We start from the raw sequence: 14,895 nt of genomic DNA on the forward strand, positions 1-14,895 counted from the left end.
GGAAGTAGCTCAGCTTGGTAGAGTACTTGGTTTGGGACCAAGGTGTCGCAGGTTCGAATCCTGTCTTCCCGATTGATATTACAGAGTAAGAACACTGGTTGTTCTTTTTTTATTTGTTATTAATCTTTTTTTCAATAAAATAATCCATTTCAAATTTGTCTGGTTATCCTTTCCTTATGAAATTTTATTAAAATATTTTTTCAATCTCCTATTTGTTAAAAAAATCACAAATATTTGAAAATACAGAAAATATATTATATAATTAACCTAAATATATAGCGTGAAAAGCGCAAGGAGGATAAAATATGGCAACATTTTACGTTCCAGCAGTTAACCTTATTGGTAAAGGTGTGGTAAATGAAGTTGGGCCTTATGTTAAGGAGTTGGGCTATAGTAAGGCTCTATTGGTGACAGATAAGTTTATAGAATCAAGTGATATCTTGCCCAAAATTTTAAAACCTTTAGATGATGAAGGAATTGCTTACGTTATCTTTAGTGATGTTGAACCCAACCCTACTTGTAAAAATGTTATGGATGGGGTTGCTGCTTTGAAAGAGCACAACTGTGACTTTATTATCTCTGTCGGTGGTGGCTCTCCACAGGATGCGGCTAGCTGTATTTCTGTAATCGCGACTAATGGCGGTAAACCGCAGGATTATGAAGGTTTGCATAAGTCTGCTCAAAAAGGCCTTCCTGTTGTCGCTATCAATACTACTGCAGGTACATCAGCAGAAATTACCATCAACTACGTGATCACTGATGAAGAACGTAAGGTTAAAATGGTAATGGTGGATAAAAACAGTCTTGCTCTTATCTCTGTTAATGACCCTGAATTGATGGTTTCAAAACCTCAAGCTTTGACTGCTGCTACTGGTATGGATGCTCTTACTCACGCCGTTGAAGCTTTGGTAACACCAGGTGCTTATGATGTGACTAAGAAACTTTCTATAGGAGCTATCGAGCTGATCAAAGAATATCTTCCACGTGCGGTAGAAAATGGACACGACATCGAAGCTCGAGAAGGTATGGTTAATGCTATCTTCCTTGGAGGAATGAGCTTTAACAATGCTGGACTCGGCTATGTTCACTCAATGGCTCACCAATTGGGTGCAGTCTATAACTTACCTCATGGTGTGTGCTGTGCTATGCTTTTGCCAGTCGTTGAGCGTGAAAATGCCAAACGTGTACCTGTAGCCTTCCGTAATGTTGCGAAAGCCTTGGGTATGCAAATCGAAGGAAAATCAGATGAAGAATGTGCTGCTTATGCTATTTCTGAAATTGAAAAACTTTCTGAAACTGTCGGTATTCCTAAGAAACTTATAGAACTTGGTATCGAAGAAAAAGACTTTGACTTTGAATACCTTTCTAAGAATGCCTTGATTGATGCTTGTGCACCAGGTAATCCATTCATGCCAACTTTGGAAGAAACCATTGCTTTCTATAAGGAATTGTTCTAAGGAAAGCTACTTCAGAGCCCTTGTGGAATAGTAAATTTAAGATTCTTACATTATGAATTCCTCCCGAATATTCAAATAATGTATGAGGGAATCAAATACTATTCCTATGATTTAAAGCCAATAATATTTAAGAAGAACTATCCTCGTGATAGTTCTTTTTTGGAAAATTTGATATGCTAGGATTATGAAGAAAATCAAAATCGATGTTGTGATTGTTCCTTTGAGTGGACATTTGTATCCAACTATGAATTTATTACTACCTCTATTAGACAATCCTCAGTATGAGATACGTTTATTTACAGGTCCACAGAAAAAAGCTGTTGCTGAGTCTGCTGGTTTTAATGTAGTTACCATACTAGAAGATCATATTGAGGAATTTGAAAAGGCATCAAATAACTCTGAGCAATTAGGAATTTTATCGGCCTATCATCAACTTTCTGCTAGTATTGATTTAATTAATTTAGTTTCTGATCAATTAATGAAAGAGTGGCAAAAGAATCGTCCAGATATTGTTATTGCTGATTTTATAACTTTGTCTGGTGGCCTTGTAGCTAATCAGCTTGGTATTCCTTGGATCACTACCATGGCTACACAATTTGTTTTAGAGACTACTGATGGCCCGCCCTGTTTAATTGGTGGGATGGGGAGTCCCAAGAATGTCTGGCAGGCTGCGGTACAATTTTTAGGTAGAAAGGGAACTCGGTTAGTGAAACGGATTGTATCTTTTTCGTTTCGTGATCGTTTAAAGAGATATAATTTTAGACTCTATAATCAGCTGGACCAAGAGACTATTTATTCTCCATATTCAATCCTTGGTATAGGGATGAAAGAAGTAGAGTTAAAAAAAGGATTCCCAAAACACTATAAATGGGTGGGACCTTCAGGTTCTTCAGTAGAGGCTGGAGAGGATTATCCATTAGATTTGTCGGTTTTCCCTAATCGAAAAAAGGTTTTGGTAACTTGTGGGACACAACTGGCATGGGCCAAAGATAATCTAATCTTTCAAGCGAAGCAACTAGCAAAAGTGCATCCTGATTTTCACTTTTTTGTGACTCGTGGAGTTGGTGGAGAACCTTTTCAGTGTGAGAATCTGATGGAGAATCTGTCCCTTGTTTCTTATCTTCCTTACAAAGAATACATTCCTCAGATGGATTATGTGATTCATCATGGTGGAGCTGGAATTTTTTATCAGTGTATCATTTATGGTAAACCGGCTTTGATTTTGCCTCATGACTACGACCAATATGATTATGCTGTTCGTGGTGTGGAAGCGGGTGTTGCTTTCACAGCTAAAAGAGATAATAGCCAGGAGATTGGGCAGGCATTTGAAAAATTAATTGCTAAAGAAGATTGGTCAGAATTAGAAATTTTACGCCAGGCTGCACAATCCTATCATCCAACAGAAATTTTGGAAAGCGAAATCCACCGTCTGTTAGCAGATAAGGAGAAAGAATGATGAAAAAAGTATTAGTTACAGGAGCCACTGGTTTCTTGGGTAAATATGTAGTAGAAGAACTAGTAGAACATGGTTATCAAGTAAGAGCCTTTGGTAGAAATAGTCAGGTAGGGCAATCCTTGGAAGACTCTTCTGTCAGTTTTTTTCAGGGGGATTTGACAAAGGCAGAAGATTTATTAGAGGCTTGTCAAGGGATGGACATGGTTGTTCATGCTGGGGCTCTTTCAACTATTTGGGGGCCATGGGATGATTTTTATCAGACCAATGTTTTAGGCACTAAATATGTTCTCGATGCTTGTCGTCAAGTAGGTATTCAACGTTTAGTTTATGTATCCTCACCAAGCATCTATGCTGCTCCTAAGGATCAGCTGGCTATCAAAGAAAGTGATGCTCCAGAGGAAAATAATCTCAATAACTATATACGTAGTAAATTGGCTTCGGAGAGACTCTTTAAGGATTATCCAGATGTTCCTAGTATTATCTTGAGGCCTCGGGGACTGTTTGGGATTGGAGATACCAGCATCTTGCCACGGGTGATCAATCTTAGTCAAAAAATTGGTATTCCTTTAATTGGAGATGGGCGTCAGCTCATGGACATGACTTGCGTGGAAAATGTTGCTCTCGCAATTCGTTTAGCCTTAGAAGTCCCAGAAGCAAAAGGTGAGGCCTATAACATTACTAATGGCGAACCGAGGGCTTTTAGGGATTTGCTAGAGGAAAGTTTGAAAGGCTTGGGTTACCCAATCAAATATAGAAAAATTCCAGCATCTCTATTAGCAGGAATTGCAAGTAGTTTAGAGTTTCTTTACAAGTTCTTGAATCTGAAAGGGGAACCGCCTTTAACCCGATATACCTATTATCTACTTCGTTATAGTCAAACTCTAGATATTAGCAAGGCTGAGAGGGAATTGGGGTATCGTCCTAAAATTAGTATTTCAGAAGGGATTGAACAATATGTCCAAGATTATCGAAAGCATTGAGTATTTCCCAGCGGGATATTGTACGAGTTATGCCGGTTTGCTCTTTAAAGGTGTCAAGAATAGAAAGATGACTTTCCCAGCAGGCGTCTTTTTAATCAAACATAGGGATAAGGGCTATGTACTTTATGATACTGGCTATCACTACGATATTAAGACAAAACTAAGATATGCTTTATATCGCTTGGGGACGCCCGTTCAAATGACAGAGCAGGATCAGATTTCGCACCTGCTGAAAGCTAAAGGAATTAAACCAGAAGAAATTAATTATGTCCTGCTGTCTCATCTACATCCAGATCATTTAGGAGGGGCTAGCTTCTTTCCGAATGCAATCTTTATACTGACTCAAGAAGTATATAATGTTTATAAGAAACCCAAATTAAAAGATTTAATTTTTAAAGAATTTTTGCCGAGTGACTTCGAGGAAAGACTGACAGTCATCAAGGCAGATCAGCAAAACTCCAACTTTTCTTACCGTCCTACCTATGATTTGTTTGGAGATGGCAGTATTCTTGTAGCTTCGATAGATGGGCATGCTAAGGGCCAAGCCTGTCTCTTTATGCCAGACTATCATCTCTTTATCGCAGCGGACCTTTGTTGGGGAATTAACCTCTTACCCTATACGAAACAGATGCACCTGATTCCTTCCTTAGTTCAAGATAATAAGGCTGACTATATCAAAGGAACTGAGCTCTTGGAAGAGGTGTTAAAGGATGGAATAGAAGTGCTAGTCAGCCATGACCCTGTAGAAAGGATTGAGCAAATTTTGTATGAAAAAAATAACCTTTCTTAAAACCTTTATCCAAACTCGTTGGCTTCATAATTTTAAGTCTCGAGAAGCCTTAGAAAACTATCAGAAAAAGCAACTGGCTACCTATTTGGACTTTCTCAAGCGTGAGTCCCCTTATTTTAAAAATGGTGTACCTAGTGACTTTGACCATATGGACAAGGCTTTTATGATGAGTCATTTCAATGAGATCAACACCCAAGGAGTAGATCGAGACGAGGCCTTGGATTTGGCAATCGAAAGTGAAAAGACTAGAAATTTTACAGAGCTTAAAGGAGAAATAGCTGTTGGGTTGTCTTCTGGAACATCTGGACACCGGGGACTCTTTATCACAACTGAAAAAGAGAGAAGTATGTGGGCAGCAGCTATCTTGGCAAAGATGTTGCCCAAGGGCCAACTTTTTGGGCACCGCATAGCCTTTTTCCTCAGAGCGGATAATGAACTCTATCAGACCATCAATACGGCACTTATTCGTTTAGAGTACTTTGATATTTTCAAGAATACAGATGAACATATCGAGCGTCTCAATAGTTATCAACCGACTATTGTAGTGGCACCTGCTTCTATGTTGATTGAATTGAGCAAGCGATTAAAAGCAGGAGAGTTAAGAATTCAGCCACAAAAAATCGTTTCAGTAGCTGAAATCTTAGAAGATAGTGATAAAGAGCGAATTTCGAACGCTTTTGAGTTGCCGATTATTGCCCAAGTCTACCAGGCAACCGAAGGTTTCCTAGCTTGTACTTGCTCTGCTGGGAATCTTCATCTCAATGAAGACATCATTTTTGTGGAAAAACACTACTTGGATGACCGACGTTTTTATCCAGTCATTACTGATTTTAAGCGGAGCAGTCAGCCTGTTTATCGCTACCAGCTCAACGATATCTTGGTTGAAAATCCTAATCCTTGCCCATGTGGCTCCCATTACACAAGGATTGACAAGGTCGAAGGGCGTTCTGATGATATCTTCTACTTTGAAGGGCAGGATGGAGGTCAGGTCACGATTTATCCGGACTTTATCAGACGTTGCATTCTCTTTGTGGAGAATGTTGGAGATTATCAAGTCAAACAACATTCTGAGAAGTTAGTGGAAGTCTGTCTGAGTCAAAGGGATGAGCAAGTTGAAACAGCGATTACAGAGCAGTTTCGACTTTTGGCGCAACAAAAAGAGTTTAAAGAAGCTGAAATACAATTTTCTGATTATCACTGGGATACAAGTCGTAAGCTCAAACGTATCCAACGTTTATGAAAGGACAAAAAATTATGACAGAAGTAAAAAGACATGTAGAAATTGCAGGTTATGGAGTCTGCCTTCCAAAAAATACGGTAAAATTTAAAGACCAGACCCGTCATCGTGTGGTTGAAAATAAAGAAACGCAACTAGATTTGGCAGAAGCAGCTATCCAAGCTGCACTTGAAAATGCAAATTTGAGTATGAAAGACATTGATTGCCTGGTATCAGCTAGTGCGGTTGGTGTTCAGCCGATTCCTTGTACGGCAGCTTTGATTCATGAACGTGTTGCAAAAGGGCTCTCTATCCCAGCTATGGATATCAATACGACTTGTACAAGTTTTATCTCTGCTTTATCAACCATGTCACATTTGATTGAAGCTGGGGAATACCGTCGTGTTTTGATTGTATCTAGTGAAGTTGGTAGCTTGGGACTCAATCCAAAGCAAAAAGAAAGCTATGAACTCTTTAGTGATGGAGCGGCTGCCTTCATTTTCCAATCAAGTGATAAGGATAAGGGAGTGATAGCAAGCCTTCAACGTACTTGGTCAGAGGGAGCTCACGATACAGAGATTCGTGGAGGCTTAACTTCTTATCAGCCAAAAGAGTACTCTGAAGAGACCAAGACAAATTTTATGTTTGATATGAAAGGCAAGAAAATTCTCTTGCTTTCTGCTCGTGTCATCCCAGAAATGTTCCAAGAATTCCAAGAGAAATCAGGCATTTCTAAAGATGCTGTAGACTATATTATTCCCCACCAAGCTAGTCGCGCTCTTCCTTTGGTCATGGGAAAACTGGGTGTAGATGAAGACAAGTACCTTAACCTTGTTACGGATTATGGAAATATGGTTTCAGTTGCGGTACCTTTTGGTTTAGCCTATGCACTCGAACATGGCTATGTAAAAGAAGGAGATACCATCTTCTTGATGGGAACTGCAGCTGGTATGACGGTCAATATGTTGGCATTAAAATTGTAATATAAGAGCAGGCATGTATGTGGCCTGCTTTTTATTGTTCACCTCAGTTGGAGAACTATCGGCCTAAACAGAAAAGACTTGCTAAGTTCTTCTAAACTAAGTATACTAGAAGGTAACAAGCGTTTTCAGACGTTAAATTAGGGAGTAGACTTAGAAATTGAGAGGGAGTTATGGGAACTAGAAAATTGCGACTATTGATGTCCAAGTATGGTTTTAGCATTGCGATAATTCTGATAGAATTATTTGTAGTTTTTGCAGTCATTCTTTACATGAGTCAGATTGCTCCGATTATTTGGGTGACTCTTGTATTTTTGATTAGCGTAGCAACCGTTATAGCGATTGTCAATCGTTCGATGTCACCTGAAAGCAAGGTGACTTGGTTGATTGTCACTTTTGTCCCTGTTTTTGGTCCCTTACTTTATATCATGTTTGGTGAGCGTCGGTTATCAAAAAAGGAATTCAAACAACTGCAGGAACTTCGTTCTATTGCATCTCATGAAAAGCGAGAGCATAGTCTTCATCAGATCCTACAAGAAACTGATAAATCTGCCTACGGTATTATCAATGCCTTGCTACATATGGATAGTAATGCAGAGGTTTATGACCATACAGACTCACAATTCTTTGCTAATGGAGAAGAAATGTGGCAACAGATGCTCGAGGATTTGAAGAGGGCTGAAAAATTTATTTTTCTAGAATACTACATTGTCGACGAAGGTTTGATGTGGGATAGTATGCTTGAAATTCTTGAAGAAAAAGCTGCTCAGGGAGTCGAGGTCAAGATGCTCTACGATGATATTGGTTGTATGGTGACCTTGCCTGGGGATTATACCGTTCATTTGCGTTCTAAAGGGATTGATGCTCATAAGTTTAATAAGGTGATTCCTCGTATGACAGTGGCCTATAATAACCGTGACCACCGTAAGATTTTGGTCATTGATGGGCAGATTGCCTATACTGGCGGGATTAATCTTGCAGACGAATATATCAATCAGATTGAACGTTTTGGACACTGGAAAGATAGTGGGATTCGGATAGATGGTCCGGCGACTCAAGCCTTTACCAGACTATTTCTCATGAACTGGTACATCAACCGTGGAGAAATTAGTGACTTTGATCAGTATCATTTGGAAAATCAGACACGACCAGGAGGTGGTCTTTGTATCCCGTATGGAAGTGGGCCTAAGCCTATCTATAAAATGAAGGTGGGTAAAATCGTCTATCAAAATCTGATTAACCAAGCAGAAGATTTTGTCTATATCACCACGCCTTATCTCATTATCGATTATGATTTGACGGAGGATATAAAAAATGCAGCCATGAGAGGTGTAGATGTGAGAATTATAACTCCATTTATCCCAGATAAAAAGCTCATCCAGTTAGTAACTAGAGGGTCTTATCCTGATCTTTTATCTGCTGGTGTACGTATCTATGAGTATACTCCTGGTTTTATCCATAGTAAGCAAATGATTGTTGATGATCGATTTGCGGTTGTTGGAACCATAAACCTTGATTATCGCAGCTTGGTTCACCACTATGAAAATGCAGTTTTATTGTATGAAACACCGTCCATTGCAACTATTCGCAATGATTTTGAAGAAATTTTTGAAGAGTCGCAAGAAATTTTTCCTGGAACAATCAAGCCTACCTGGTATCAAACATTAATCAAGGAAGTGACCCAGTTGTTTGCGCCAATGCTTTAAGTGGAAGAATTAATTAAGAATAGATGATTAGAGGAAGAGGTGGAGAACTGCCTTTTTTTCTGTAAGCAGTTTCCTTGACATCTTGTTTGTTTTGCGTTATCATATGTCCATATAATATATGGGAGTCTGTGTACAGTCTGAGAGGAAGTGTTAAACTTCGACCGCACCTGATCTGGGTAATGCCAGCGTAGGAACGATACTTAGCCTAATTCTGCACCTTTTTCATATATGAAAGAGGTTTTTCTTTTTTCATAAAGAAAAACTGTAAATTAAAAGGAGGTTTGAATGAAAGCAAGCATTGCTTTACAAGTTCTGCCCCTGTCACAGGGGATTGACCGCATAGCTGTAATTGATAAGGTCATTGCTTATCTGCAAGCTCAAGAAGTGACCATGGTGGTGACACCATTTGAAACAGTTTTAGAGGGAGAGTTTGATGAACTTATGCGCATTCTCAAAGAAGCGTTAGAAGTGGCGGGGCAAGGAGCAGACAATGTTTTTGCCAATGTGAAAATAAATGTAGGAGAGATTTTAAGCATCGATGAGAAACTTGAAAAGTATAATGAGACGGCATATTAGTCTGTTAGGATTTTTAGGTGTCTTATCCGTTTGGCAGGTGGCGGGATTCTTAAAACTCTTACCAAAGTTCATCCTACCGACGCCACTTGAAATCCTCCAGTCTTTTGTTCGTGATAGAGAATTTCTCTGGTACCATAGTTGGGCAACCTTGAGAGTAGCCTTACTAGGTTTGGTGCTGGGTGTCTTGATTGCCTGTATCATGGCCGTCCTTATGGATAGTCTGAGTTGGCTCAATGACCTGATTTACCCCATGATGGTGGTTGTCCAGACCATACCGACCATTGCCATAGCCCCTATCCTAGTTTTATGGTTGGGTTATGGAATTTTGCCCAAGATTGTCTTGATTATCTTGACGACAACCTTCCCTATTATCGTCAGTATTTTAGATGGTTTTAGGCATTGTGATAAGGACATGCTGACCTTGTTTAGTCTGATGCGAGCCAATCCTTGGCAAATCCTGTGGCATTTTAAAATCCCTGTCAGCCTGCCCTACTTTTATGCAGGGCTTAGGGTCAGTGTTTCCTACGCCTTTATCACAACAGTGGTATCTGAGTGGTTGGGAGGCTTTGAAGGACTAGGTGTCTACATGATTCAGTCCAAAAAACTGTTTCAGTATGATACCATGTTTGCGATTATTATTCTGGTATCACTGATCAGTCTTCTGGGTATGAAGCTAGTCGATATCAGTGAAAAATATGTGATTAAATGGAAACGTACTTAAAATAGAGTGTTTTGGAAAAAGAAAAGAGGAAATAAAAATGAAGAAAACATGGAAAGTGTTTTTAACGATTGTAACAGCTCTTCTAGCTGTCGTGCTTGTGGCTTGCGGCCAAGGAACTGCTTCTAAGGATAACAAAGAAGCAGAACTCAAAAAAATTGACTTTATCCTGGATTGGACACCCAATACCAACCACACAGGGCTTTATGTAGCCAAAGAAAAAGGTTATTTCAAGGAAGCTGGAGTGGATGTTGATTTGAAATTACCGCCAGAAGAAAGTTCATCAGACTTGGTTATCAATGGTAAGGCACCATTTGCTATCTATTTCCAAGATTACATGGCTAAGAAATTGGAAAAAGGGGCAGGTATTACTGCCGTTGCAGCTATCGTTGAGCACAATACATCAGGAATTATCTCTCGTAAGTCTGACAATATCAATAGTCCTAAAGACTTGGTTGGGAAGAAATATGGAACCTGGAATGACCCAACAGAACTTGCTATGTTGAAAACCTTGGTAGAATCTCAAGGTGGAGACTTTGACAAGGTTGAAAAAGTACCAAACAACGATTCAAACTCGATCACTCCGATTGCCAATGGCGTTTTTGATGCTGCCTGGATTTACTACGGTTGGGATGGCCTTCTTGCCAAATCTCAAGGTGTGGATGCCAACTTTATGTATTTGAAAGACTATGTCAAAGAGTTTGACTACTACTCACCAGTTATCATTGCAAACAACGACTATCTGAAAGACAACAAAGAAGAAGCCCGTAAAGTCATCCAAGCTATCAAAAAAGGTTACCAGTACGCTATGGAACACCCAGAAGAAGCGGCTGATATCCTGATCAAGAATGCCCCAGAGTTAAAGGATAAACGTGACTTTGTCATCGAATCTCAAAAATACTTGTCAAAAGAATATGCAAGTGATAAGGAAAAGTGGGGACAATTTGATGCGGACCGATGGAATGCCTTCTACAAATGGGATAAAGAAAATGGTATCCTCAAGGAAGACTTGACTGATAAAGGTTTCACTAACGAATTTGTAAAATAATGACAGAAATTAGACTAGAACATGTAAGCTATGCCTACGATGATGAAAAGATTTTAGAGGATATTAATCTACAAGTGACTTCAGGTGAAGTGGTTTCTATCCTAGGCCCTAGTGGTGTAGGAAAGACCACTCTCTTTAACCTGATTGCAGGCATTTTAGAAGTCCAGTCAGGTAGAATTGTGCTTGATGGGGAGGAAAATCCCAAGGGGCGCGTGAGCTATATGTTGCAAAAGGATCTGCTCTTGGAACATAAGACGGTACTTGGTAATATCATCCTGCCCCTTTTGATTCAAAAGGTGGATAAGGCAGAAGCTGTTGCGAAAGCAGATGAAATCCTTGCTACCTTTCAGTTGACGGCGATACGGGACAAGTATCCTCATGAGCTTAGTGGTGGGATGCGTCAGCGTGTTGCTTTACTTCGTACCTATCTTTTTGGACATAAGCTCTTTCTTCTAGATGAGGCCTTTAGTGCCTTGGATGAGATGACTAAGATGGAACTCCACGCCTGGTATTTGGAGATTCATAAACAGCTAGGCCTGACGACACTCATCATTACGCATAGTATCGAGGAGGCCCTTAATCTTAGTGACCGTATCTATATCTTGAAAAATCGCCCTGGTCAGATTGTTTCTGAAGTCAAACTCGACTGGTCTGAAACCGAAGACAAGGAAGTTCAAAAAATTGCTTATAAACGCCAAATTTTAGCGGAATTGGGATTAAATAATTAGAAAGACAAGGAGTTGGTGAGGATTCTTCATTACCAGCCCCTTTTTCTTTTAAAAAATCGAAAAATTCGGTATAATAGTCAAAGATGGTCAAGGTTCAAAGAAAGAGGTGGCGTTCTATGAGATTTAAAAATACATCAGACCATATAGAGGCATATATCAAGGCGATTTTGGAGCAGTCGGGTATGGTTGAATTGCAACGAAGCCAATTAGCGGATACCTTTCAAGTCGTGCCTAGCCAGATTAATTATGTGATTAAGACTCGATTTACTGAAAGCAGAGGCTATTTAGTTGAAAGTAAGCGGGGAGGTGGCGGTTATATTCGCATTGGTCGGATTGAATTCTCAAACCACCATGAAATGCTCCGCGATTTACTGTATTCGGTAGGTGAAGAAGTTAGCCTAGCTATCTTTGAAGATGTTTTAAGACTCTTGTTTGAGCAGGATTTAGTGACGCGTCAGGAGATGAATCTATTATTAGCGATGGCGACAGACCGAGTTTTAGGCGATGATGCCAATCTTATCCGTGCCAATATGCTCCGGCAGTTATTACAAGAGGTAGATAGAAAAGGAAAATAGAACTAAATGAAATATTCAAAAGCATTGAGAGAATGTATAGAAAGTGCCTTTCTGGTCGCAAGTCATTTTGGGGCAGAATACCTAGAGTCATGGCACCTATTGATTGCTATGGCCAATCATGGTTACAGTGTAGCTGGGGCGACTTTAAACGAATTTCCATATGAGATTGATCGTCTGGAGGAAGTTGCTGTAGAGCTGACTGAAACAAAGTATAGCGATAAGGAAAATTATCAGGAGCTTCCTTTTTCCCACCGTTTGAAGGTATTGTTGTTGGAAGCAGAGCACGTTGCTTCTGTCGTGCATGCCAAGGTATTGGGAACAGAGCACCTTCTTTATGCTATCTTACATGATGGCAATGCCTTAGCTACTCGCATTTTAGAAAAAGCGGGATTTTCTTACGAAGATCAGAAGGATCAGGTCAAGATTGCTGGACTTCGTCGAAGTCTTGAAGCGCGTGCTGGTTGGACTAGAGAAGATTTGAAGGCCCTTCGCCAGCGTCATCGTACGGTAGCGGATAAGCAAAATTCCATGGCTAATATGATGGGTATGCCTCAGACACCAAGTGGAGGTTTGGAAGATTATACGCATGACCTTACGGAGCAAGCTCGTTCGGGTAAATTGGAACCAGTCATCGGGCGCGACCAAGAAATCTCTCGTATGATTCAAATCTTGAGCCGTAAGACAAAAAATAATCCAGTCCTAGTTGGAGATGCAGGTGTCGGTAAAACAGCTCTAGCACTTGGTCTTGCACAACGCATTGCCAACGGGGATGTACCTGATGAAATGGCTAAGATGCGAGTTCTAGAGCTTGATTTGATGAATGTGGTTGCGGGGACTCGTTTCCGTGGTGACTTTGAAGAACGTATGAACAATATCATCAAAGATATTGAGGAAGATGGTAAGGTCATCCTCTTTATCGATGAGCTTCATACTATTATGGGGTCTGGAAGTGGTATCGATTCGACCTTGGATGCGGCCAATATCTTGAAACCTGCCTTGGCACGTGGAACTCTGAGAACTGTCGGTGCGACCACTCAGGAAGAGTATCAAAAGCACATCGAAAAAGACGCAGCCCTTTCACGTCGCTTTGCAAAAGTGATGATTGAGGAACCAAGTGTGGCTGATAGTATGGCTATCTTGCGTGGCTTGAAAGCAACTTACGAGAAACACCACCATGTCCAAATCACAGACGATGCAGTCGAAACAGCTGTCAAAATGGCACATCGTTATTTGACGAGTCGTCATTTGCCAGACTCAGCTATTGATCTATTGGACGAAGCAGCTGCAACAGTGCAAAATAAATCGAAACACGCTAAACAAGAAGAGTCAGGTTTAACACCAGCTGATAAGGCCTTGATGGATGGTAAATGGAAGCAAGCTGCTCAACTCATTGCAAAAGAACAGGAAGTACCTGTTTATAAAGATTTGGTGACAGAATCAGACATTTTGACCACCTTGAGTCGCTTGTCAGGTATTCCAGTTCAAAAATTGACCCAAACAGATGCCAAGAAGTATCTCAATCTTGAAGCTGAGCTGCATAAACGTGTTATCGGACAGGAACAAGCTGTATCTAGTATCAGTCGTGCCATTCGCCGAAATCAATCGGGTATTCGCAATAACAAACGTCCAATTGGCTCCTTTATGTTCCTAGGACCAACAGGTGTTGGTAAAACCGAGTTGGCCAAGGCCTTGGCGGAAGTTCTCTTTGATGATGAGTCTGCTCTTATTCGCTTTGACATGAGTGAATATATGGAGAAATTCGCAGCTAGCCGTCTTAACGGAGCACCTCCAGGTTATGTAGGCTACGAAGAGGGCGGAGAGTTGACCGAGAAGGTTCGTAACAAACCGTACTCAGTCTTGCTCTTTGACGAGGTAGAAAAGGCCCACCCAGATATCTTTAATGTTCTCTTGCAAGTCTTGGATGATGGTGTCTTGACAGATAGTAAAGGTCGCAAGGTTGACTTCTCCAATACCATTATCATCATGACTTCAAACCTTGGTGCGACAGCGCTTCGTGATGACAAAACAGTTGGTTTTGGAGCTAAGGACATTCGTTTTGACCAAGAAAATATGGAAAAACGGATGTTTGAGGAGCTGAAAAAGGCTTATCGTCCAGAGTTTATCAACCGTATTGATGAGAAGGTAGTCTTCCACAGCTTGTCAAGTCAAGATATGCAAGAAGTAGTTAAGATTATGGTCAAACCATTGATTGCTAGTCTTGCAGAAAAAGGAATTGACTTGAAACTTCAAGCATCAGCCCTTAAACTCCTAGCTCAGCAAGGCTATGATCCAGAGATGGGGGCTCGTCCACTTCGTAGAACCCTACAAACGGAAGTGGAAGACAAACTTGCAGAGCTTCTCCTTAAAGGTGAATTGGAAGCTGGCAAGACTCTGAAGATTGGTGTCAAAGCTGCTCAATTAAAATTTGAGATTGTTTAAAATTGTGAGGTTGGAACAGATTGTTTCAGCCTCTTTTTTTGGGAAGTTGTTACTCAAATAAGCATTTGAATTGTGCAATTAGTTTAAGGATTTCCAAAAGGGATTTTTCCTAATCAAGTTTTGTATGCTACGTAAAAAATTCTTATCATACAGCAATGTTTTTATAAAAAATAATAAAAAAGTCTTGACAAACAGAACAAGATAGAGTATGATATAAAATATAAAA

At 40.2% G+C, this 14,895-nt stretch carries 13 protein-coding genes and 1 tRNA gene; all 14 read left to right on the top strand.

Annotation, left to right across the window (positions count from 1 at the left end; genetic code table 11):
• The 14 genes from ACESOD_RS09440 to ACESOD_RS09505 all read left to right on the top strand — a co-directional run bounded on the left by ACESOD_RS09440 (position 1) and on the right by ACESOD_RS09505 (position 14,669).
• Positions 1 to 72, top strand: a tRNA-Pro gene (locus tag ACESOD_RS09440).
• A gap of 233 nt (positions 73 to 305) precedes the next feature.
• The gene (locus ACESOD_RS09445) at positions 306 to 1,457 is read left to right on the top strand and encodes an iron-containing alcohol dehydrogenase (protein ID WP_373095420.1); all 1,152 of its coding nucleotides are present in this window, start codon (positions 306 to 308) and stop codon (positions 1,455 to 1,457) included.
• A gap of 184 nt (positions 1,458 to 1,641) precedes the next feature.
• Positions 1,642 to 2,913: a nucleotide disphospho-sugar-binding domain-containing protein gene (locus tag ACESOD_RS09450; protein ID WP_373095423.1), complete on the top strand. Its 1,272-nt coding sequence runs from the start codon at positions 1,642 to 1,644 to the stop codon at positions 2,911 to 2,913.
• Positions 2,913 to 3,893, top strand: a complete 981-nt coding sequence (locus ACESOD_RS09455) for an NAD-dependent epimerase/dehydratase family protein (protein ID WP_373095426.1) — start codon at positions 2,913 to 2,915, stop codon at positions 3,891 to 3,893. The genes ACESOD_RS09450 and ACESOD_RS09455 overlap by 1 nt, the downstream gene beginning before the upstream one ends.
• Positions 3,868 to 4,683: an MBL fold metallo-hydrolase gene (locus tag ACESOD_RS09460; RefSeq protein WP_373095429.1), complete on the top strand. Its 816-nt coding sequence runs from the start codon at positions 3,868 to 3,870 to the stop codon at positions 4,681 to 4,683. Before ACESOD_RS09455 ends, ACESOD_RS09460 begins: the two co-directional genes overlap by 26 nt.
• Positions 4,661 to 5,923, top strand: coding sequence for a F390 synthetase-related protein (locus ACESOD_RS09465; protein ID WP_373095432.1), 1,263 nt, complete (start codon positions 4,661 to 4,663; stop codon positions 5,921 to 5,923). Before ACESOD_RS09460 ends, ACESOD_RS09465 begins: the two co-directional genes overlap by 23 nt.
• Positions 5,924 to 5,937: 14 nt before the next feature.
• A complete protein-coding gene (locus ACESOD_RS09470) occupies positions 5,938 to 6,882 on the top strand; it encodes a 3-oxoacyl-[acyl-carrier-protein] synthase III C-terminal domain-containing protein (RefSeq protein ID WP_373095435.1) in 945 nt (314 codons plus the stop codon).
• A gap of 170 nt (positions 6,883 to 7,052) precedes the next feature.
• Positions 7,053 to 8,585 carry a cardiolipin synthase gene (gene cls / locus ACESOD_RS09475; protein ID WP_373095438.1) on the top strand — a complete coding sequence of 511 codons (1,533 nt, stop codon included), beginning with the start codon at positions 7,053 to 7,055 and terminating at the stop codon, positions 8,583 to 8,585.
• A gap of 285 nt (positions 8,586 to 8,870) precedes the next feature.
• Complete coding sequence (locus tag ACESOD_RS09480; protein ID WP_000647682.1) at positions 8,871 to 9,161, top strand: thiamine-binding protein; 291 nt, start codon at positions 8,871 to 8,873, stop codon at positions 9,159 to 9,161.
• A complete protein-coding gene (locus tag ACESOD_RS09485) occupies positions 9,124 to 9,882 on the top strand; it encodes an ABC transporter permease (protein ID WP_070458596.1) in 759 nt (252 codons plus the stop codon). Before ACESOD_RS09480 ends, ACESOD_RS09485 begins: the two co-directional genes overlap by 38 nt.
• 37 nt (positions 9,883 to 9,919) lie before the next feature.
• Positions 9,920 to 10,927 (top strand): ABC transporter substrate-binding protein, encoded by a 1,008-nt coding sequence (locus tag ACESOD_RS09490; protein WP_223339527.1) that lies wholly within the window; start codon positions 9,920 to 9,922, stop codon positions 10,925 to 10,927.
• Complete coding sequence (locus tag ACESOD_RS09495; protein ID WP_049509246.1) at positions 10,927 to 11,655, top strand: ABC transporter ATP-binding protein; 729 nt, start codon at positions 10,927 to 10,929, stop codon at positions 11,653 to 11,655. Before ACESOD_RS09490 ends, ACESOD_RS09495 begins: the two co-directional genes overlap by 1 nt.
• Before the next feature lie 116 nt (positions 11,656 to 11,771).
• On the top strand, positions 11,772 to 12,230 hold the full coding sequence (locus ACESOD_RS09500) for a CtsR family transcriptional regulator (RefSeq protein WP_001211286.1): 459 nt from the start codon (positions 11,772 to 11,774) through the stop codon (positions 12,228 to 12,230).
• Positions 12,231 to 12,236: 6 nt separating this feature from the next.
• Positions 12,237 to 14,669 (top strand): ATP-dependent Clp protease ATP-binding subunit, encoded by a 2,433-nt coding sequence (locus ACESOD_RS09505; RefSeq protein WP_373095445.1) that lies wholly within the window; start codon positions 12,237 to 12,239, stop codon positions 14,667 to 14,669.
• The last annotated feature ends 226 nt before the right edge of the window (positions 14,670 to 14,895 follow it).

Origin of the sequence: Streptococcus oralis (assembly GCF_964238205.1) — a bacterium.
GTDB classification, from domain to species: Bacteria; Bacillota; Bacilli; order Lactobacillales; family Streptococcaceae; genus Streptococcus; species Streptococcus oralis_CZ.